Source organism: Candidatus Enterococcus avicola (assembly GCF_047470845.1).
Classification (GTDB): domain Bacteria; phylum Bacillota; class Bacilli; order Lactobacillales; family Enterococcaceae; genus Enterococcus_D; species Enterococcus_D casseliflavus.
Genome location: NZ_JBLGTY010000004.1, coordinates 40,494 through 59,125, shown reverse-complemented (window position 1 = coordinate 59,125; position 18,632 = coordinate 40,494). Strand labels below are relative to the sequence as shown.

Genomic DNA, 18,632 nt, shown 5'->3' with positions numbered 1-18,632 from the left:
TTGTTATGATAGCTTCATCACAAGTGAATTTTTCACAATGGGGGAGTATTCTTTGAAAGATCATCAAATTCCAAAGGCAACAGCGAAGCGATTGCCTTTATATTATCGTTACTTGCGTATTTTGCACCAAGCTGGCAAATTAAAAGTTTCTTCGACCGAACTAAGTGAAGCTGTTCAAGTTGATAGTGCGACGATCCGCCGCGACTTTTCCTACTTTGGTGAATTAGGAAAACGCGGCTATGGCTATGATGTTGAAAGCTTGATGCAGTTCTTTGCGAAGACATTGAACGAAGACCACATGACGAATGTAGCTTTAGTCGGTGTCGGAAACTTGGGGAGCGCCTTGTTGAAATACAAATTTCACCAAAGCAACAGCATTCGGATCAGTGCCGCATTTGATGTCAACGAAGATCTAGTTGGTCGAATCGTAGATGGTGTGCCGGTCTATCCAATGGATGACATGAAGGAACAAGTGAAGATCCAGCAGATCGATGTGGCTATTTTGACGGTTCCCGCACAACATTCACAAGATTTAGTGAACGAGCTTGTGAAAGCTGGCATTAAAGGAATCTTGAACTTTACACCTGCACGGATCACTGCACCAAAAGGCGTGCTGATTCAAAACGTTGACTTAACCAATGAATTGCAAACATTGATTTATTTCTTGCATTCAGGCAACGTCTTGTCCCATGAAGAGCCAGTAGAAGAACCATCACTAAGCGAATAATCGCATCATATAAATAGGAACCAACAAAACAGCTGCCAGATCGTAGTATACACAACGATCTGACAGCTGTTTTTTGCATTTTCACCACTGAACTTACTCGTCTAACTGGTCAAAAAGTGATTCGTAGGAATCTTGCTCTTCAACGCTTGTGAGCGCTTCTTGATACCGCAAGATTTGTTGAGTCAAACGTGTGAAATCGATGATGCGGGCTTCACGATGCACTTCTTTCCCATTCGCGTACAAGAGGACGACGGGAACCGTCAAGACCGAAAATAAACTGGCTGCTTCTGGCTCTGCCAGCGTGTTGATGGTAAATAGGGGGAGTTGTTGGGTTTGTGCCAGTTTTTGGATGCGTGGTTTGTCCGCAACACAAATACTGCAATTCGGTTGAGAGAGATAGAGTAGTGCCAACGGTTGTTGGGCGAGCTGCTCTTGGATCGGTTGATTTTTTTGCATAAGTCATTCCTCCATGGAAAATGTACGCTGTTCTTGAGGAAAAGTCAAAATATCTGCTAGCAGCTGATCGCTTAGGTGAGTAAGAAGGATTCAAAGATAAGGGAAATCTAAAGCAACGATTAAAAAAATAGGCTGCTTTAAAAAAAACGTTGTATAAAAAAAGGAAAAAACGTATAGTAATTCCAGCGTTTCGAATTTATTGATAAAGAAGGTTAAAGTTATGTTTCAGGCATTACCGAATTCTGTCCTGCAAATGAGTGTTATTTTTTTATCTATCGTCATTGAAGCCTTGCCGTTTGTCCTATTGGGCTGCTTGATCTCAGGTGCCTTACAAGTCTTCTTGACGCCAGAAAGAGTCACGAGACTCTTACCAAAAAACAAATTGGCATCGATCACAGTTGGTTGTGGTCTGGGGGTCTTTTTTCCTTCCTGCGAATGTGGGATCGTACCGATCGTTAATCAGTTCGTAAAAAAAGAGGTTCCAGTGTATACGGCGTTTGCCTTTATGCTGACTGCACCGATCATCAATCCTATCGTGATTTTTTCTACATTCATTGCCTTTGGAAATTCCGCGAAGTTCGCCTTTTTGCGTGTACTGGGCAGCTTATTGGTCGCAATGGTCGTGGGGATCTGGCTGGCGTATTTTAACAAACAAGAGATCTTAAAAACACGGCTTGCCAATCAATTAAGTGGCGGGAATGAGCAGGCAGCTCACCCACACCATCAGGGGCATGATCACGCCCACCATCAAACGGAAAAGAGCAGTCATCCGCTCCTTCGGCAGATTCGTCATTTGCTGCAGCATAGTTTGGATGAGTTTTTCGATACTGGGCGTTATTTGATCATTGGTGCGTTGATTGCCTCAGCGATGCAGACCTATCTGCCAACTGGTTTGATGCTGACATTAGGCTCCACGAAGCTGTTAGCGGTCTTCGTCATGCTGTTGTTGGCACTAACGTTATCCCTATGTTCCGAAGCAGATGCCTTTATCGGCTCTTCGTTGTTGAGTTTATTCGGCACTGGACCAGTCGTCGGTTTCCTGGTTTTTGGTCCAATGGTAGATATTAAAAACCTGTTGATGATGAAGCGGTACTTTTCGGGGCGTTTTATCGCTTCTTTAGTTGGTTTAGTCGCAATCGTCGTTTCAATTTATGCATGGGTGGTGTAAAGAATGATTCGTTTTTTGATCTTATCAGGCTATTTTGAATTGATGATGTATTTGCAAGTGACGGGCAAACTTAATCAGTTTATCAACATTCATTATCGCTATCTCGCTATTTTATCCATGATCATTTCTTTATTATTGGCTTTGGTCCAGCTGTATTTTTGGGTCAAACAAGAGCCCGAGCATCATCATGACGATGAGCACCAGCATGGATTAGAGAAAAAACACCAACGAGTGATTGCGTATTTTCTATTAGCCTTACCGATCATCGTGGGTCTCTTTTTCCCCACCGTTAGCTTGGATACGACGATCGTTGAAGCAAAAGGGTTTAATTTCCCCCTAAGTGAAGAATCTGTGGGGGATCCAGAAATGACGACCCAATATCTGAAACCCGATACAAGTCTTTATTTTAACAAAGAAGATTATGACACTCAGATGGATGCAGCATTGGCACGTTACGCCAAAGATGAGACGATTGCGGTAACGGAAGAAAATTACTTGGAAGTCATGGAGTTGATCTATACGTACCCGAGCGAATTTATTGGCAAGAAAATCACCTATGATGGATTTGTGTACCATGCAGATCAAGATGATGCCAATGAAATCTTTTTGTTTCGTTTTGGCATTATCCATTGTGTGGCTGATTCAGGCGTTTTTGGTTTGCGAGTGGAATTACCGCAACAAACAACGGCAGAAAATAACCAGTGGCTCCACGTGGAAGGGACGATCCAATCGAAGTACTATCAACCCTTCAAACGGGACTTGCCGATGGTGGTAGCAGACCAAGAGAAGACGATTGAAGCACCAGAAAACCAGTATGTCTATCGCGCTTTCTAGCTTTTTTTAAGAAAGTTCATAAAAACATCATAAACCTTTGTTATAATGGAGAAAATCTGAGCATATGTTTGTAGTTTTATCAAACGTTTAGTACAATATAGTAGGAACATATGCTAAAATCTATACAAAAGAGAGGTGTCGTGAAATGGGTTTTACAGATGAAACAGTTCGCTTTGATTTTGATGATAGCCGTAAAAAAGAAGTCAGCGAAACATTAGCTATCGTCTACCGAGCATTAGAGGAAAAAGGATACAATCCGATCAATCAAATCGTCGGTTATCTCCTTTCTGGCGACCCGGCTTACATTCCTCGTTATCGGGATGCCCGGAATTTGATTCGTCGTCACGAACGGGATGAGATCATGGAAGTTCTGATCCGTTATTATTTAGGCAATCACGGGATCAACCTATAATGAGAATCATGGGATTGGATGTTGGTTCGCGGACAGTCGGCGTGGCGGTCAGTGACCCAATGGGCTGGACAGCACAAGGGATCGAGATCATTCGCATCAATGAAGATGAAGGCAATTTCGGTTATGATCGACTTGCTGAATTGGTGAAAGAATATGAAGTCTCACGTTTTGTGGTAGGACTACCTAAAAATATGAATAATACGATCGGACCTAGAGCGGAAGCTTCTATGGCTTACGGCGCAGCGATCGAACAGCAATTCGGTTTGCCGGTCGTTTACCAAGACGAACGTCTGACGACCGTTCAAGCAGAACGAATGCTGGTAGAACAGGCGAATACATCGCGTGCCAAACGAAAAAAAGTGATTGATAAATTAGCAGCAGTCATGATTTTGCAGAATTATTTAGATGGTGCTGGGAAACAGCTGTTTTAATTTACAGAAAAGAGGAAAATAAATGTCAGAACATACACACGATCATAACCACGATCACGATCATGAAGGACATGAACACATTACTTTAATCGATGATCAAGGAAATGAAACCTTATACGAAATTCTATTAACGGTTGACGGCACGGAAGAATTCGGCCGCAACTACGTCTTGCTTTATCCAGCAGGCGTACCAGAAGAAGAAGACGTTGAATTACAGGCGTACGCTTATATTGAAAACGAAGACGGTTCTGAAGGTGAATTAGAACAGATCGAAACAGAAGCAGAATGGGATATGATTGAAGAAGTCTTCAACACATTCATGGCGGAAGAAGAAGAGTAATAAGTTGCAAGTGCTGACCCTTTCCATAAGGGATCAGCACTTTTTTTGATTTAACGACTGTTTATTTTAGAAGCATGTCTGCTTTTTTGAAAGGAATGAGAAAAATGAGTAACGTAACGATATTCGAGCTTGAAAAGATCGCAGAAGAGCAGCTAGTTTTTGCCGTGATCATCAGCAAGTACCAAGAAAAGTTCGTCTATGTCAAACACAAAGAACGAGACACATTGGAGATCCCTGGAGGCAAGCGAGAACTAGGAGAAAGCATCACAGAGTGTGCTGCCCGAGAATTAAAAGAAGAAACAGGCGCCAAGCACTTTACCCTAGAACCGTTATTTATCTATGGTGTAGAAAAAAACGGGGAGACCGATTACGGCTTGGTGTTTGAAGCCCAGATCACGGACTTGCAGGATGAATTGACCTCAGAAATCGAAGCAATCTATGTAATGGCAGAGCCGCCTGCCAACTGGACATATCCAACGATTCAGCCGTTGTTGTTGGCAGAATATTTCTCACGAACATAAAAATAATTCAGCCCACTCAAATGGATGGCTGTCTTGAGTGGAAAAGTAAAAGCAGCGTGTTGAGTAGGAGTGAGCGAATGAGTTGCGTGATCCTGCAATCAGGGGTAGGATGAAAATGTAAACGTTATCTTATTGGAGAGTAGGGAAAGGCATGGAAAAAATTTATCAAGCAAGTACCGCAGAAGGAGCAATCGATTTTATCAATATGCGCGATTTGGAGATCGCGGCAGAGGAAGTGATTCCTAAAGGTGGGTATGGCTATATCAGCAGTGGTGCGGGAGATATTTTTACCTATCAAGAAAATGAACGCGCCTTCAATCACAAATTGATTATTCCTCATGTCTTAAAGGACATTGAATTACCGGACACAACGTTGTCCTTTGGCGGCGATACGTTGTCAGCGCCAATCATTATGGCGCCTGTTGCCGCCCACGGCTTAGCAAATGTTGCGGCAGAACAAGCGTCAGCCAAAGGTGTTTCACGTTTTGGCACGATCTATACGGCGAGTTCGTATGCCTCTTGCACGTTGGAAGAAATCCGAGCAGCTGGTGGCCAAGAAGCGCCGCAGTGGTTCCAATTTTATATGAGTAAAGACGATGGCATCAATAAAGACATCTTGGCGATGGCAAAACGCAATGGCGCCAAAGCGATCGTTTTGACCGCAGATGCAACTGTTGGGGGCAATCGAGAAACGGATCGCCGCAATGGCTTCACCTTTCCGTTGGCAATGCCGATCGTTCAGGCCTATCAATCAGGGATCGGACAAACGATGGATGCGGTTTACGGCTCCTCAAAACAAAAATTAAGTCCCCAGGATGTCGCTTTTATCGCCAAAGAATCTGACTTGCCAGTTTATGTCAAAGGGGTGCAATCAGAAGAAGATGTGGAACGAGCTTTAGGGGCAGGTGCACAAGGGATTTGGGTCTCAAATCACGGGGGACGCCAATTGGATGGTGGTCCAGCTTCCTTTGATTCCTTGCAGATCGTGGCTGAAGCAGTGGCAGGTCGGGCGCCGATCGTCTTTGATAGCGGGGTACGGCGTGGACAGCATGTCTTTAAAGCGATTGCTTGCGGAGCAGATCTAGTGGCGATCGGCCGCCCAGTGATCTATGGGTTGGCTCTAGGTGGTGCTACCGGTGTTCAACAAGTCTTTGATTTCTTCAAAAAAGAATTGGAGATGGTCATGCAGCTTGCGGGGACGCAAACGGTGGCAGATATTAAAAAAGCCGTTTTACGGGACAATCGCTATTTATAAGTAATCCCTCAAAAAGGCGCTAGAATCGCTGATTCTGGTGCTTTTTTTAATGGATTTTTCTGATCATGCCAGGAGCAGGAGCAACTGCTTTCGCTGAAAAAAGTGTATATGATTTTGAAACAATTGCAAAATCAGCTACACTTAAAAGAGACCAATAAACTAAAGGAGAGAGATTGATGATTCCAAAAATTATTCATTATTGCTGGTTTGGCGGCAATCCATTAGGTGAACAAGAAAAGAAATACATGGATACCTGGAAAAAATATTGTCCGGATTATGAGATCAAACGTTGGGATGAATCAACGATCGACCTTTCAAAATTCGGTCCTTATCTAAAAGAGGCCTATGACCAAGAAGAATGGGCCTTTGTGTCAGATGTGGTTCGTTTGTATGCGTTAGTGACAGAAGGCGGTATTTATATGGATACTGATATCGAGGTGGTCAAACCTTTAGATGAGCTCTTGACACTGGAGGCATTTATGGGCTTTGAGATCGAAACCAAGATTTCTACGGGGATCATTGGAGCAGTGCCGCATCATCCCTTTATGGAAGAGTGGTACCACGATTACGATGACCGAAAATTTGTCCGGGCAGAAAAAACGGAAGATGTCGTCACCAATGTGATCCGAGTGACGGAACTGTTGCAAAACCACGGATTAGAATTGAATAATCAACGACAAACCGTTAAGGGTGTAGAAATCTTCCCGCAAATGACGTTTTCACCAAAAAGCTATATCACTGGTGAGGTCGAGGAAGATCCGAGTACGATGGTGATCCATCAGTTTTCTGGCTCTTGGTTATAAAAGAGTAAGTCTATGAAAGGACGGACAGTGGGGAAAGCTGTCCGTCCTTTTTGCTTTTGCAAGGGATGATGGAGATGTGATAGAATAGCTTGAAAAAATGAGGAGGCGTTTTGATGGCTATCAAACGATGTACTTTGGCAGATTTAGAAGAATTGGGAGAAATCAGCGTATCCACCTATTACGATACATTTGCTCCTTTCAATACGGAGGAAAATACTCGTATCTATCTAGAAGAAGCCTACAATCTGCCGAAACTGACCCGAGAGTTAGAAAATCCGCAATCGGCGTTTTATTTTTTACAAGAAAATGATCAAACCGTAGGATATATCAAACTTAACTGGGGTGAGGCGCAAACGGAAGTGATTGCCCCAGAGGGGTTGGAAATTGAACGAATCTATATCAAAAAAGAACATAAGCGCAGAGGCTATGGCAAAACACTGCTGCTGTTTGCTCAAGAGACCGCCAAAGAGCTGCAGAAAAAGTCGATCTGGTTAGGCGTTTGGGAATTTAACGACAATGCGTTGGCTTTTTATCATACGATGGGCTTTGAAAGAGTTGGCAGTCACTCCTTTTTTATGGGGGATGATGAGCAGACGGATTTCTTGATGCTGAAAGAACTTTGAAATCTGCCTTTGTATGAGGAATTAGAAATTACTTTCCATTTTTTTGGCAATCAAGTATAGTTAAAGGGATTGATGAAAAAAGAACGATTGGTGAAAACCATCGCTAAGGAGAGCAATTGTAAATGGAAAAACAGAGAAACGAAAGTATTTTGTCACGTTTTCTTAAAGGCGTGGTGATTGCCTTGGGCTTTATCTTGCCTGGTGTTTCAGGTGGCGTATTGGCAGCCATCTTAGGCATTTATGAGCGGATGCTGCGCTTTATGGCACATCTGACGAAGAATTTTAAAGAGAATTTCCTCTTTTTCCTACCAGTAGGGATCGGGGGAATCGTAGGGATCGGGCTTTTATCAAAGCCATTAGAGTGGCTGCTGCAAAACTATCAAATCATCGTTTTGTGGGGCTTTGCGGGGGCAATTATTGGGACGTTACCAGCACTTGCTAAAGAATCGACCTTGAAAAGCAAACGGACAACCGGCGACCTGCTTTGGTTCTTAGGCAGTATGGTCATCGGCTTCTTGTTCCTCTATTTTATGGGCGATATCTTAGGAACGATCCCTGCGAATTTCATTGGTTTTGTGATCGCCGGCGGTCTGATCGCGTTAGGTGTTTTGGTTCCCGGCTTGAGTCCTTCAAACCTTTTGCTCGTTTTGGGCCTTTATGATCCGATGTTGAAAGGCTTTAAGAGCTTTGACATCATGGGGGTCTTTCTACCGATCGCCATTGGCGGCTTGGCAGTGATGCTGCTGTTTTCGAAATTGATGGAGTGGCTATTGAGCCATTATCATTCAAAAGTCTATCACTTCATTTTAGGGATCGTTATTGCCTCAACGATATTGATCGTGATTCCTCCGGTGGCAAACTATAGCGGCTTTACTTGGGTAACAGCCGTCATCGGAATTATCTTGTTTGTCTTGGGGGCTTGGTTAGGTCTTTGGATGAGCAAGCTGGAAGAAAAATACAAGTAAATCAAAACGGCACATCGTTTGGCGATGTGCCGTTTTTGTTAGGTAATGATGAGGACAGCTAAGAAGAAGCGTTGGTCGACAGCTGGTAGTAAAAAATATGGGAACGTTTGATAACGATATAATACAGGTTTAAAAACTGTTCTATTTTTGTTGAAAGATTTCCAAGTGTTTGGTATATTGTAGTCTATATAAAGAAGATTTTTTCATGTGTTACAGCATAGATAATTGTTTGAGGTTTTGAGAAAAAGGAGGGGCAAGCATGCAAGATGCGACCTATTGGGCGGAACAATTGCGGCAAGGACAAATCAGTTTTGCAGAGCGGGTGGCGATGATCGAAGAAAAAGTCAATCAACAAAATCCGCTTTTGAATGCGCTTGTAACATTTGATCCGCAAGCAGCAATCCAGCATTACGAGCAGCATCTTCAAAAAACGGTTTTTGGGGGACAACCCATGCCGTTAAAAATACTCGGCCAAACCAAAGCAGGGTGGCCAGCAACGTCAGGAGCCAAACTGTTTGCAAATGCACGAGCCAGCCGCACGGCTCATTTTGTCTCTCGTTTAGAAGAGGCAGGCTTTGTGCCGTTAGGGCAAACCAATGCACCAGAATTTGGATTCAAAAATATCACTGATCCAACATTGTATGGGCCTACACGTAATCCGTGGAATCCTGCCTATTCAGCTGGTGGTTCCAGTGGTGGTGCGGCAGCGGCAGTGGCTTCGGGGATGTTTCCGATTGCGGGTGCCAGTGATGGCGGCGGATCGATCCGCATTCCAGCATCCTTTAGCGGATTGATCGGTTTGAAGCCAACCCGTGGTACGATGCCAGTGGGTCCTAGTGAATGGCGCAGCTGGCAAGGCGCTTCCATCAACTTTGCGTTGACGCTTTCCATGCGTGATACGGAACAGTTGTTTTATGCGTTGCGGACGTCACAGCCGACAGCCCCTTATCAGGCACCGCAAGTAGAATGGCATCATCGGCAAGCGAGTCAAAAACCGCGGTTGAAGGTTGCTTTTACTACCGCATCGCCGACCGGTGGCCGAGTGTCTGAAACTGCCATCCAAGCAGTCCGAAGTGCAGCCGCATTTTTAGAAAAGCAGGGGCATGAAGTCGTTGAAGTGAGCTATCCAGTGGATGGTCAGCAAATGATGATCACCTATTACGCCATGAATGGCGGCGAAACAGCCGCAATGTTTGCTGAGATCAATGCTGCTCGTCAAGTACCGGTCAGACGGGAAGAGATGGAATTGATGACCTGGGCACTTTACCAATATGGCAAAAAACTGCCTGCCGCCGATTACGTCCTTGCCTTGCAGTGGTGGGATCAATTGGCAGAAAAAATGGAAGAAGTCTTTTCGACCTATGATCTCTTTTTAACACCGACGACGGCTTTTCCAGCCCCTTTGATCGAGGAAGACTTACAAAGCGATAGCATTCGCCAAAGACTGCATGAGATCGAATCGCTTGGAAAAAGTGCTGCGGGTGAGTTGATCGAAGAAATGTTTGCCAAGAGCTATGCTCTGACACCTTACACTCAATTAGCCAATTTAACGGGGCAGCCAGCCATCAGCTTGCCAACTGCTCTTAGTGAGGAAGGGTTGCCGCTAGGGATCCAATTTATGGCGTCTAAAGGCAGAGAAGATCTACTTTTCCAAGTCGGCTATTTATTTGAAACACAGCAACGATTTCTGTTGCCAAAACAAGGAGACTAAGAGGAGGATATTATGAAACAAGTTAGAAAAGGGAAAATCGTTGCAATGGTTGGCTTTTTCGGTTTATTTGCGGGAGTCTTGTTAAGTGCCTGCAGCAAACCAACGGAAGAAGACACCAGTTTAAGCAAGGTGGAAGAAGCCAAAACATTGGTTGTTGCTACTTCGGGAACCTTGTATCCATCGTCTTACTATAACGATGAAAATGAATTAGTGGGCTATGATGTCGATGTGGCAAAAGAAGTCGCCAAACGATTAGGCGTAGAGATCACATTTAAAGAGTACAATGTCGATGGACAAGTTTCTTCTTTAACACGTGGAGAAGCCGATTTTGCTGCCAACGATTTTGGTTTGACAGATGAACGGGCGGAAAAATTCAGTCTCTCAACGCCTATTAAATACTCGTTCGATAGTATGATCGTGCGTAAAAGTGATGACTCTGGGATTGCTTCTTTAGAAGATTTGGATGGCAAAAAAGCTGCTGGTGAACCGAATACCAGCTACATGCGCTTAGCCGAATCCTATGGGGCAGAATTAGTGACTTACGACAACGCAACGAATGATCAGTATTTGACAGATGTTGCGAATGGTCGAACGGATGTGATCTTGAATGATTACTATTTGCAAAAAATGGCGGTTGCTGCTTTGCCAGATATCCCTGTTAAAATTTTAGAAGATGTCTACTTTAATCCGAATGAAACGGGCTTCTTATTTGTGAAAGATCATCAAGCATTGCAGGAAAAAGTGGATGCTGTTTTAGCAGAAATGAAAGAAGACGGCCGTTTAAAAGAACTTGCGGAAACGTATTTTCAAACCGATATTTCAGTAAAATCTGATCAAGCGATCCAAACGGTTGAAACAGACTAATGTATATTCCAACCCTTGATTTGCCGTTGATGTGGGAGTCATTGCCCTATTTGCTGTCGGGCTTGTCCTATACGGTCGGCATTGCTGTCGTTTCGTTTCTAGGAGGCAACGTATTAGGGATCATGCTCACCTTCTTAGGGATGCTGGAAAACCCCATCATTAGAGGGTTCGTGCGGGGCTACCTCTCCTTTCTAAGAGGCGTCCCAGCGTTGGTCTTGTTGTTCCTATTGTATTTTGGCTTGCCTTATCAATTGTCGGCGCTTAGTGCTGCGATCATCTGTTTTACATTGACCAGCAGCGCATTTATCGGAGAAATCTACCGAGGATCAATTGCGGGTGTGGATCGTGGGCAATTTGATGCTGCCTATGCGTTAGGGTTATCCTTTACGAAAACGATGCGTCTGATTATTTTGCCGCAAGCCTTTCGTATTTCTGTACCGGCATTGAGTAATGTGGCAATGGATTTGTTGAAAGGAACCTCCTTGGCAGCAATGATCACGATTCCTGATATTTTTCAAAAAGCTAAGATCGTTGGCGGACGAACCTTTGATTACATGTCCATGTATGTGCTAGTTGCCATCATCTATTGGCTGTTGTGCATTTTGATTGAAGCCGGGCAAAAGCGATTAGAACAACATTTTTCAAAACGCTTTGCCGCTAATGAGGCTGTAAGACAATAAAAAAAGAGCCGAGGCTCTTCAGCTGCTGTCAATGTTTACTTGTGAGACATTGACAGCAGTTTTTTTTAGGTAATGAAGCAGCACCACAAGTTAGCCAGAGAAAAAAGGCAGAATAGTACCGTTTACTCTGGGCGGTTTTTTATGAATTCGATAAAGGTAATGATTTCAGATAGTTGATATTCAGTAAAGTCCTCATTGATTCTTGAAGCCACACGAATCTGTTTCATAGAGAGGGCTTCCAAATCATTCGGACGTCCATGCAAATAATCGAGACTGACATTGAAGTAATCAGCAAGTTCTTTTTGGATCTCAATATCGGGCATCCGATTGCCTTGCTCATATGAAGCATAGGTTGTTTTGGCGATTCCTAAATATTTTGCCATTTTTGCTTGTGTTAAACCAGATCGCGCTTTCCGCAACTGTCTTAAACGATCTTTAAACATGAAATCCCCTCCACAAAATTATTCTACTATGACACGATAGAAGCAGAAAGAAATTAATGTTTTATATCACTAATAGAGTTTTATTACATTTACAAAGTACTCGTTATGTAATACTATTTATATGTGGAAGGATTACTACTTGTAAGAATCAGCAGGTAGTGAATCGTTCTCAAGGATTTTTTATAGCATGAAGGAGGGTAGAAGAAAGGAATAGATACACCAAAATGGAAGCGTTTCATAAAAGGAGGAAGTGAAATGAAAAAAGTATTGATTATTTGTGCAGCAGGCATGTCTTCATCGTTGATCGCTAAAAAAGGAACAAGCTTTTTAACCACAGAAGGCTGGTCAGTGAGGATCGATGCCATCTCTGCTTCAGAGGGGATCGCTACGATCGCTAAGGATAAGTATGATTTGTATTTAGTTAGCCCGCAAACGAAAATGCATTTTGCCAATTTAAAGAAAAGCGCCGATAAATACGGCAAACCAATCGTGAATATTCCCCCGCAAGCATATATTCCGATACCGATCGGGATCGAGAAATTAGCACAGCTAGTCAAAGAAAGTGTTGCATTAGAAAAAAGTGCGAAATAAAAGGAGGTAGGCTATGGATAGTGAAAAAATTCAAGAAATATCCTTTGAACTTATTTTAGCAAGCGGTGATGCCCGCACGATGATTCATCAAGCCTTTGAACAGATGCGAATCAGCAGTTGTCAAGAAGCGCAAGAGTTGTTGGACACAGCCAATGATTCATTAGTCAAAGCCCACCGCATCCAGTCAAAAATGCTGCAAGAATATGCTTCAGGGACTTCATTTGCCTGCGATATCTTGTTGATCCATGCACAAGATCATTTGATGACAACCATGACCCTCAGAGAAGTAGCACTAGAAATGCTAGGGATTTATCAAAAAATGAGTAGCCTTGAAGAAGCGATCCAATGCAGGAGTGCAGATGGCGAGTAAGCAAGCAAAAGTTGCTCAAAGAGATGCGTCGCAAAAACTGACGAAGAAAAATCTCTATTTTCAACGGCTGTTGCTATTGCGGTATTTAGTCGCATTCTTTTTCTTTTTTAACCTATATTGGCTGTTGGCTGCTTCTTTGGCAGGGCAATGGCTGCGTGTGATTCCACTGAGCCTGTTGCTTTTTTCAATGGGAGCGATCAGTGAGTTTATCCGCTTATATGGACACCACGCAATTATCGTTCCCAAGCAACTCTTTTTTACAACTTGGTATTTACGCCTTCAAATGGGGAAAATGGCCATTCTTTTTTTATTGACTTTTTTTGGAGTGACAGAAGTTATTTTCCCCTATTTAACCTCGCAAAGTATCGAGTATGTTCGCATAGTTCTCTGGATAAGTGGCGTCTTTGCATGGAGTGGTATCAGAAAACTGAAGAAAATTTTTCGCAATAAAGACCGACATTGGCAATGGATTCGCGAATTTGAAGAGATAGAAAGAAAGGGTGATTGGTTTGACAGAATCGAACAATAAACTATTTCAACTTTTGGAAAAAGCAGTAATGGGTCCGATGGGAAAGATTTCCCAATACAAAATCGTTCGTAGTATCATGGCGGCAGGGATGGCGTCGATTCCTTTTACGATCGTAGGCTCAATGTTTTTAGTATTCAACATTTTACCGATCACGTTTCCGTTTTTAGCTGACTTTTTTGAAGCGACTTTTTTGAATTTCAGTGATTTGTATATGTTAGCAAATAGTACGACCATGGGGTTATTGGCATTATATTTTTGTATCGTTCTGGGCTATGAGTATTCCAAGATCATTCAAGTCGAGGAGAATCTCGACCTGACGCCGATCAATGGGGCGTTGTTAGGTGTTTTTGCTACATTGATGTCGATTCCTCAGCTTGTTTTTGACGGCGGAAAAATGACACGGATGAATGATGTGGAAGAAGGGCTGATCAATGGTTGGTTGATTGGTGCCGATGGGGTCGCACGTTTAGGAACTGTTGGTATTTTCACTGGGATCGTGATGGCGGTCGTTGCTGTTCAGTTGTATCGTCTCTGTGTAAAAAACAACTGGGTCATCAAAATGCCGGAAGAAGTGCCTGAAGGTGTGGCTCGTAGTTTTACGGCACTGATACCAGCCTTTGTGGTGGCAGTCGTGGTTCTGACCATCAATGGTGTTTTAGTTGTTTTAGGGACGGATATTTTTCAACTAGTAGCAATTCCGTTCGGGTTTGTTACCCACCTTACGGATAGCTGGTTGGGAATCATGGTGATTTATTTCCTCGCGCATGCCTTGTGGTTGGTAGGGATTCATGGATTCAATATCATTAGTCCACTGATCACCCCGATCATGTTAGCTAATTTAGCTGCCAATGTTGAAGGGGCGAGTTTCCCATTAGCAGGCCAATTTACCAACGGGTACGTGACATTAGGTGGTTCGGGAGCAACCCTTGGTTTTACCTTATTTATGATCTACATTGCTAAATCGAAACAGATGAAAGTATTAGGGAGAGCTGCCATCGTCCCGTCGATTTTCAATATCAATGAACCGATCATTTTTGGCGTGCCGATCATCTATAATCCTTATTTAGCAATTCCTTTCTTGTTAGCACCGATGGCATCCGCCACGATCGCGTATTTTGCCACAAGGATGGAATTGATTCGTCCCATGATCGCCAATATTCCTTTCCCAACACCCGTTGGACTTGGTGGCTTTATTGGCACCGGTGGAGACTGGCGTGCAGGCGTCGTTGCCATTGTTTGTGCAGTTGTTTCTTTCTTGATCTATTTTCCATTTGCGAAGTTTTATGACACAAAATTGCTGAAAGAAGAACAAGAAGCCGCATAAGACGAGCAGTTGGGAAAACAGCAAGTAGCTACATTATCCCTATAAGAAAAAAACAGTTGTCCCTTTGCAGTTGAAGGGATAACTGTTTTTACAATGGTCCTTCTTTTTCATGGTAAAATAAAGAAAAGCAAATCGAGGAGGGTCCTTATGAAGTATGAATGGCGCAAACTAGAAAAAGAGCTCTATCTTCCCAAAAAACCAACAGTGATCGAGGTGCCAACGTATCAATTTATCAGTTTGAGCGGCAGCGGCAATCCGAATCGACCTGAATTCAGCGAAGAGATCGCCGCTTTATATACGATTTCTTATTCACTCAGGATGGGATTAAAAAAAGGGGCTTTTGGCAATGAACCCTTTGAATACACGGTCTTTCCTTTAGAAGGTGTGTGGACCTCTCTGACAAAGCCAGACGGTGCCGTCAACAAAGAAGAATTGATCTACAAAATCATGATTCGCCAACCAGAACCAGTCACGGAAACACTGTTTCAAGAACAGCTCTTGGCCGTCAAAGAGAAGAAAGACAATCCAAATCTAGAAAAGCTCATCTTTGAGCGCTATGAAGAAGGATTGTGTCTGCAAGCGATGCATACAGGTTCTTTTGACACTGAAGCGGAAACATTTGCGAAAATGAAGGAGCTGTTAAAACAAGAGCAGTTAGTGATCCGTCCAACGATGGACACGTTCCAGCATCGAGAAATCTATTTGTCTGATCCGCGAAAAGTTTCACCAGATAAAGCCAAAACCGTCCTGCGATGGGCAGTAGAAGCAGAGGGTGGGATTCAGTGAATAAAAACTATTTAAGCATCGACATCGGCGGCACGAAAATCAAATCGGCTGCCATTGATCGCTCGGGGAATATTCTGACGCGAGGACGGATGGATACGCCGAAAAATCTTACGGAATTTCTGACAGGGATTGAAACGATCGTTGAAGACGCTCAGGGGAGCATTCGGGGCATTGCTGTTAGTACTCCAGGAAAAGTCAACCCAGAGACAGGGACGATCTCGTTTGGCGGGGCATTGCCTTTTTTAGATGGAGTCTCTTTAAAACAACTGCTGGCAAAGTACCAAGTGCCGCTGGCTGTGACCAACGATGGCAAGGCAGCCGCATTAGCTGAATGGTGGCTAGGAAACCTTAAAGGGATTCAAAATGGGGCTGCCATAACCTTAGGTACTGGTTTGGGTGGTGGTGTGATCGTTGAAGGAAAACTGATCCAAGGTGCACATTTTCAAGCAGGGGAATTAAGTTTTCTACTAAATGCCACTAAGAGAAGCGATGCTCCAGAAAACGCTGAGCAACCAAATAATCAGGGATTGACCCTGCAGCAATTGGCAGGTTTTAGCGGTTCAGCGGTCGCCATGATTCGCCGCAGCGCCCAACTGCTAGGCTTAGCTGATCTTGCGGATGGTGAAGCAGTTTTTGACGCTATCAATCAAAAAGAGCCACAGGTCTGGGCGCTGTTTACAGCGTATTGCCGAGAAATCGCGTGTGTCATACTCAATGTTCAAGCCGTGATTGACTTAGAGCGCTTCGTGATTGGCGGTGGCATCAGTGCCCAAGCGATCGTAGTGGAAGAAATCGACCGTCAGTATCAGCAACTGCTGGCTAGTTTACCGATTTTGCAGCAGACTTTGACGAAGCCGGAGATCCAAGCGTGCAAATTTCAAAACGATGCAAACTTATTAGGGGCGCTCTATCATTTCTTTTTGGAACATGAGCTGAAATAAAATAGACCAAAAAACTGCCGCGAACCAACGATTCGCGACAGTTTTTTTAGGCTTTTTTCTTGGTGTCTTTGTCTTCGTCACCTAGGTAATCTTTGCTAGTGAAGGCACTGTGGAAGTATTTGCCCTCTTGACCGTAATAGCGGTTATAGCGCTGCTTGAATTTGCGGAACACGTAAACGACAAGAACTTTTAGCAGACAATAAATTGGGATCCCGAAAATCACCCCAACGATCCCCATCAAGTCACCCATCACTAATAAAACAACCAGAATCGTAATAGGATGAATTTTCAATCGGTCACCCATCACACGGGGCACGACTAAATCCCCATGAAGCAACTGTACAGCAAACCAAGCAATCAAAAATTTAACCAACATCCCGGTGGAGTCTTGTGCGGCAATGAAAAGTCCTGGGAAAAAGACGATAAAAGGACCAATATAGGGGATGATGCAAAGCAGACCAGCGGCGATCGCCAGAATACTGGCATACTCTAAGCCAATCAATAGGAAAACGACCCAATAGATCGCCCCTAAAATCAAGGAAGAAATGATTTGTCCTTTCAAAAAGGCACCGACTTGTATGTCAGAGATCTTGACGATTTCATTAAAGTCTTTGCGAAAACGCGGTGGCACTAATGAGAGGACCGAAAAATAAAACTTGTTGGGGTTGCGCAATAAGAAAAAGGCAATGATCGGTCCAGTAAACAAAGCAATGAACAAGGTCGAAATCGTTGAAAACAAACTGCTGAGCCCAGCAGCACCAGTTTCCCAATAGTCCCCAATAAAACTCATGATGTTGTTGGTGATATTTTGCAATGTGTCTGTAATTTGTGCCATCTCATCTTGAAACGGGGTATTTTCTAAAAAGGCGGTCGCGTTTTTCTCAAAGTCACTGACCAAACTCGGTAAACTGTTGATCAGATCGGTGGTTTGCTGCTCCAAAATCGGGTAAAGCTGGAAACCAGCAAAGACGATCAACAAAAGAATCAAAAGATAGATCCCAGCAATCGAAACACTGCGGGGAATTTTTTTCGATTCCAATTTATCGACCACCGGGTTAAACAGATAGTAAAGGATCAGCCCAAATAAAAAGGGTGGGATAATAGCTGTAAGTATGGCTGAAAAGGGTGTAAATAAAAAAGAAATCTGATTTAGCAAAAAGACAGCAACTGCCGACAAGATAATCAGTCCTAAGACATAATAGCTTGTTTTGCCGCCTAAAAAGTGGATCAATCGGTTATTTTTCATAATAAGCCTCGCTTTCTTAGCTACATTATAACGAAAGACCCCTATTCTGTAAAAAAACAACGTACCTTTCGAAAAAACCACGCTAACATTCTCAATAGCTTTATAATGAAAGAATATCTTTAATAAGGCGTTGACTGGTGACCTCTTTCTTCAAAACAGACCAAAAAACGCTCCCGTGAGCACAATGCAGGAGCGTAAAGGATTATTTGCGCACAGTCGTTAAGGTGCAGCGCCCAACGGCAGTTTTTAACCCGCTAGCTAACCAAATAGTGGCTTGCCAAGTTTGGATACGAGCGCCGATGCGATCAGGACTAGCTTCTACGATCAGGGTTCCTTCTTGGGCGGCGGCTAGATGATTGACTTGCAGGTCAACGCCGGCGGCAAAGGCTTCTTCTTGAGCCAAGGCTTGATTGGCACCGATGCTGCAGGCAGTCTCGATCAAAACACCGTTAATGCCACCGTGAACGAGACCAAAAGGCTGTTTGTGCTGCGCTTTGATCGGCATCCGTAAACGAACAAAATCGGCTGTTGCTGCTTCTACTTCGATTTCTAAGGCTTCCAGTAAATTCATTTTTTGCTCCTTTTTCTAAGAAAGTTACCATGATTATAGCA

24 protein-coding genes are annotated in these 18,632 nt (G+C 43.5%); 20 read left to right on the top strand and 4 right to left on the bottom strand.

What is annotated here, in order from left to right; all coding sequences use genetic code 11:
• Positions 1-52 precede the first annotated feature (52 nt).
• Positions 53-727: a redox-sensing transcriptional repressor Rex gene (locus tag ACI3E5_RS05360; RefSeq protein ID WP_005228549.1), complete on the top strand. Its 675-nt coding sequence runs from the start codon at positions 53-55 to the stop codon at positions 725-727.
• Positions 728-820: 93 nt separating this feature from the next.
• Here the strand turns inward: ACI3E5_RS05360 and ACI3E5_RS05355 are convergent, their stop codons facing one another.
• Positions 821-1,183, bottom strand: a complete 363-nt coding sequence (locus ACI3E5_RS05355; RefSeq protein ID WP_395997459.1) for a thioredoxin family protein — start codon at positions 1,181-1,183, stop codon at positions 821-823.
• A gap of 220 nt (positions 1,184-1,403) precedes the next feature.
• On the opposite strand from ACI3E5_RS05355, the gene ACI3E5_RS05350 reads away from it, so the two are divergent.
• From ACI3E5_RS05350 to ACI3E5_RS05290, 13 genes are all read left to right on the top strand, one after another.
• Positions 1,404-2,351, top strand: a complete 948-nt coding sequence (locus ACI3E5_RS05350; RefSeq protein ID WP_016608821.1) for a permease — start codon at positions 1,404-1,406, stop codon at positions 2,349-2,351.
• Between the two features lie 3 nt (positions 2,352-2,354).
• Complete coding sequence (locus ACI3E5_RS05345; protein ID WP_087627877.1) at positions 2,355-3,185, top strand: TIGR03943 family putative permease subunit; 831 nt, start codon at positions 2,355-2,357, stop codon at positions 3,183-3,185.
• A gap of 145 nt (positions 3,186-3,330) precedes the next feature.
• Positions 3,331-3,597 carry an IreB family regulatory phosphoprotein gene (locus ACI3E5_RS05340; RefSeq protein WP_005228556.1) on the top strand — a complete coding sequence of 89 codons (267 nt, stop codon included), beginning with the start codon at positions 3,331-3,333 and terminating at the stop codon, positions 3,595-3,597.
• Positions 3,597-4,028 carry a Holliday junction resolvase RuvX gene (gene ruvX, locus ACI3E5_RS05335; RefSeq protein WP_005234242.1) on the top strand — a complete coding sequence of 144 codons (432 nt, stop codon included), beginning with the start codon at positions 3,597-3,599 and terminating at the stop codon, positions 4,026-4,028. The genes ACI3E5_RS05340 and ruvX overlap by 1 nt, the downstream gene beginning before the upstream one ends.
• 22 nt (positions 4,029-4,050) lie before the next feature.
• Positions 4,051-4,368 carry a DUF1292 domain-containing protein gene (locus ACI3E5_RS05330; protein WP_005228559.1) on the top strand — a complete coding sequence of 106 codons (318 nt, stop codon included), beginning with the start codon at positions 4,051-4,053 and terminating at the stop codon, positions 4,366-4,368.
• Positions 4,369-4,472: 104 nt separating this feature from the next.
• Entirely contained in the window at positions 4,473-4,889 is a 417-nt protein-coding gene (locus ACI3E5_RS05325; RefSeq protein ID WP_086337969.1) for an NUDIX hydrolase, read from the top strand.
• Positions 4,890-5,040: 151 nt separating this feature from the next.
• Positions 5,041-6,144, top strand: coding sequence for an alpha-hydroxy-acid oxidizing protein (locus tag ACI3E5_RS05320; RefSeq protein ID WP_010749842.1), 1,104 nt, complete (start codon positions 5,041-5,043; stop codon positions 6,142-6,144).
• A 176-nt stretch (positions 6,145-6,320) separates the two neighbouring features.
• A complete protein-coding gene (locus ACI3E5_RS05315; protein ID WP_010749841.1) occupies positions 6,321-6,947 on the top strand; it encodes a glycosyltransferase family 32 protein in 627 nt (208 codons plus the stop codon).
• Positions 6,948-7,060: 113 nt separating this feature from the next.
• A complete protein-coding gene (locus ACI3E5_RS05310; RefSeq protein WP_498820979.1) occupies positions 7,061-7,570 on the top strand; it encodes a GNAT family N-acetyltransferase in 510 nt (169 codons plus the stop codon).
• A 122-nt stretch (positions 7,571-7,692) separates the two neighbouring features.
• Entirely contained in the window at positions 7,693-8,535 is an 843-nt protein-coding gene (locus ACI3E5_RS05305; RefSeq protein WP_325815977.1) for a DUF368 domain-containing protein, read from the top strand.
• A 259-nt stretch (positions 8,536-8,794) separates the two neighbouring features.
• Entirely contained in the window at positions 8,795-10,246 is a 1,452-nt protein-coding gene (locus ACI3E5_RS05300) for an amidase (protein WP_395997458.1), read from the top strand.
• Positions 10,247-10,258: 12 nt separating this feature from the next.
• Positions 10,259-11,110 carry a transporter substrate-binding domain-containing protein gene (locus ACI3E5_RS05295; protein ID WP_005228573.1) on the top strand — a complete coding sequence of 284 codons (852 nt, stop codon included), beginning with the start codon at positions 10,259-10,261 and terminating at the stop codon, positions 11,108-11,110.
• On the top strand, positions 11,110-11,790 hold the full coding sequence (locus ACI3E5_RS05290) for an amino acid ABC transporter permease (RefSeq protein ID WP_005228575.1): 681 nt from the start codon (positions 11,110-11,112) through the stop codon (positions 11,788-11,790). The genes ACI3E5_RS05295 and ACI3E5_RS05290 overlap by 1 nt, the downstream gene beginning before the upstream one ends.
• A 122-nt stretch (positions 11,791-11,912) precedes the next feature.
• Here the strand turns inward: ACI3E5_RS05290 and ACI3E5_RS05285 are convergent, their stop codons facing one another.
• The gene (locus tag ACI3E5_RS05285) at positions 11,913-12,233 is read right to left on the bottom strand and encodes a helix-turn-helix domain-containing protein (protein ID WP_325815974.1); all 321 of its coding nucleotides are present in this window, start codon (positions 12,231-12,233) and stop codon (positions 11,913-11,915) included.
• Positions 12,234-12,488: 255 nt separating this feature from the next.
• On the opposite strand from ACI3E5_RS05285, the gene ACI3E5_RS05280 reads away from it, so the two are divergent.
• The 6 genes from ACI3E5_RS05280 to ACI3E5_RS05255 all read left to right on the top strand — a co-directional run bounded on the left by ACI3E5_RS05280 (position 12,489) and on the right by ACI3E5_RS05255 (position 16,774).
• Positions 12,489-12,824 carry a PTS cellobiose transporter subunit IIB gene (locus tag ACI3E5_RS05280; protein ID WP_498820975.1) on the top strand — a complete coding sequence of 112 codons (336 nt, stop codon included), beginning with the start codon at positions 12,489-12,491 and terminating at the stop codon, positions 12,822-12,824.
• Between the two features lie 13 nt (positions 12,825-12,837).
• Entirely contained in the window at positions 12,838-13,194 is a 357-nt protein-coding gene (locus ACI3E5_RS05275; RefSeq protein WP_142423710.1) for a PTS lactose/cellobiose transporter subunit IIA, read from the top strand.
• On the top strand, positions 13,184-13,723 hold the full coding sequence (locus tag ACI3E5_RS05270; protein ID WP_498820973.1) for a hypothetical protein: 540 nt from the start codon (positions 13,184-13,186) through the stop codon (positions 13,721-13,723). Before ACI3E5_RS05275 ends, ACI3E5_RS05270 begins: the two co-directional genes overlap by 11 nt.
• Positions 13,695-15,047, top strand: coding sequence for a PTS cellobiose transporter subunit IIC (gene celB, locus ACI3E5_RS05265; protein ID WP_498855853.1), 1,353 nt, complete (start codon positions 13,695-13,697; stop codon positions 15,045-15,047). Before ACI3E5_RS05270 ends, celB begins: the two co-directional genes overlap by 29 nt.
• 147 nt (positions 15,048-15,194) lie before the next feature.
• On the top strand, positions 15,195-15,833 hold the full coding sequence (locus ACI3E5_RS05260) for a GyrI-like domain-containing protein (RefSeq protein WP_005228587.1): 639 nt from the start codon (positions 15,195-15,197) through the stop codon (positions 15,831-15,833).
• Complete coding sequence (locus ACI3E5_RS05255; protein WP_325815973.1) at positions 15,830-16,774, top strand: ROK family protein; 945 nt, start codon at positions 15,830-15,832, stop codon at positions 16,772-16,774. The genes ACI3E5_RS05260 and ACI3E5_RS05255 overlap by 4 nt, the downstream gene beginning before the upstream one ends.
• Before the next feature lie 46 nt (positions 16,775-16,820).
• Here ACI3E5_RS05255 and ACI3E5_RS05250 read toward each other — a convergent pair whose 3' ends face one another.
• Positions 16,821-18,020, bottom strand: coding sequence for an AI-2E family transporter (locus tag ACI3E5_RS05250; RefSeq protein ID WP_060792815.1), 1,200 nt, complete (start codon positions 18,018-18,020; stop codon positions 16,821-16,823).
• Positions 18,021-18,222: 202 nt separating this feature from the next.
• On the bottom strand, positions 18,223-18,591 hold the full coding sequence (locus ACI3E5_RS05245; RefSeq protein ID WP_005228593.1) for a PaaI family thioesterase: 369 nt from the start codon (positions 18,589-18,591) through the stop codon (positions 18,223-18,225).
• Positions 18,592-18,632: the final 41 nt, after the last annotated feature.

Excerpts from the sequence above, each read along its gene's own strand:
- ruvX (WP_005234242.1), top strand. The coding sequence starts at position 3,597 with ATGAGAATCATGGGATTGGATGTTGGTTCGCGGACAGTCGGCGTGGCG.
- ACI3E5_RS05310 (WP_498820979.1), top strand. The coding sequence starts at position 7,061 with ATGGCTATCAAACGATGTACTTTGGCAGATTTAGAAGAATTGGGAGAA.
- ACI3E5_RS05340 (WP_005228556.1), top strand. The coding sequence starts at position 3,331 with ATGGGTTTTACAGATGAAACAGTTCGCTTTGATTTTGATGATAGCCGT.
- ACI3E5_RS05295 (WP_005228573.1), top strand. The coding sequence starts at position 10,259 with ATGAAACAAGTTAGAAAAGGGAAAATCGTTGCAATGGTTGGCTTTTTC.
- ACI3E5_RS05250 (WP_060792815.1), bottom strand. The coding sequence starts at position 18,020 with ATGAAAAATAACCGATTGATCCACTTTTTAGGCGGCAAAACAAGCTAT.
- ACI3E5_RS05245 (WP_005228593.1), bottom strand. The coding sequence starts at position 18,591 with ATGAATTTACTGGAAGCCTTAGAAATCGAAGTAGAAGCAGCAACAGCC.
- ACI3E5_RS05345 (WP_087627877.1), top strand. The coding sequence starts at position 2,355 with ATGATTCGTTTTTTGATCTTATCAGGCTATTTTGAATTGATGATGTAT.
- ACI3E5_RS05355 (WP_395997459.1), bottom strand. The coding sequence starts at position 1,183 with ATGCAAAAAAATCAACCGATCCAAGAGCAGCTCGCCCAACAACCGTTG.
- ACI3E5_RS05285 (WP_325815974.1), bottom strand. The coding sequence starts at position 12,233 with ATGTTTAAAGATCGTTTAAGACAGTTGCGGAAAGCGCGATCTGGTTTA.
- ACI3E5_RS05270 (WP_498820973.1), top strand. The coding sequence starts at position 13,184 with ATGGCGAGTAAGCAAGCAAAAGTTGCTCAAAGAGATGCGTCGCAAAAA.
- ACI3E5_RS05330 (WP_005228559.1), top strand. The coding sequence starts at position 4,051 with ATGTCAGAACATACACACGATCATAACCACGATCACGATCATGAAGGA.
- ACI3E5_RS05315 (WP_010749841.1), top strand. The coding sequence starts at position 6,321 with ATGATTCCAAAAATTATTCATTATTGCTGGTTTGGCGGCAATCCATTA.
- ACI3E5_RS05305 (WP_325815977.1), top strand. The coding sequence starts at position 7,693 with ATGGAAAAACAGAGAAACGAAAGTATTTTGTCACGTTTTCTTAAAGGC.
- ACI3E5_RS05280 (WP_498820975.1), top strand. The coding sequence starts at position 12,489 with ATGAAAAAAGTATTGATTATTTGTGCAGCAGGCATGTCTTCATCGTTG.
- ACI3E5_RS05320 (WP_010749842.1), top strand. The coding sequence starts at position 5,041 with ATGGAAAAAATTTATCAAGCAAGTACCGCAGAAGGAGCAATCGATTTT.
- ACI3E5_RS05275 (WP_142423710.1), top strand. The coding sequence starts at position 12,838 with ATGGATAGTGAAAAAATTCAAGAAATATCCTTTGAACTTATTTTAGCA.
- ACI3E5_RS05290 (WP_005228575.1), top strand. The coding sequence starts at position 11,110 with ATGTATATTCCAACCCTTGATTTGCCGTTGATGTGGGAGTCATTGCCC.
- ACI3E5_RS05325 (WP_086337969.1), top strand. The coding sequence starts at position 4,473 with ATGAGTAACGTAACGATATTCGAGCTTGAAAAGATCGCAGAAGAGCAG.
- ACI3E5_RS05350 (WP_016608821.1), top strand. The coding sequence starts at position 1,404 with ATGTTTCAGGCATTACCGAATTCTGTCCTGCAAATGAGTGTTATTTTT.
- ACI3E5_RS05260 (WP_005228587.1), top strand. The coding sequence starts at position 15,195 with ATGAAGTATGAATGGCGCAAACTAGAAAAAGAGCTCTATCTTCCCAAA.
- ACI3E5_RS05300 (WP_395997458.1), top strand. The coding sequence starts at position 8,795 with ATGCAAGATGCGACCTATTGGGCGGAACAATTGCGGCAAGGACAAATC.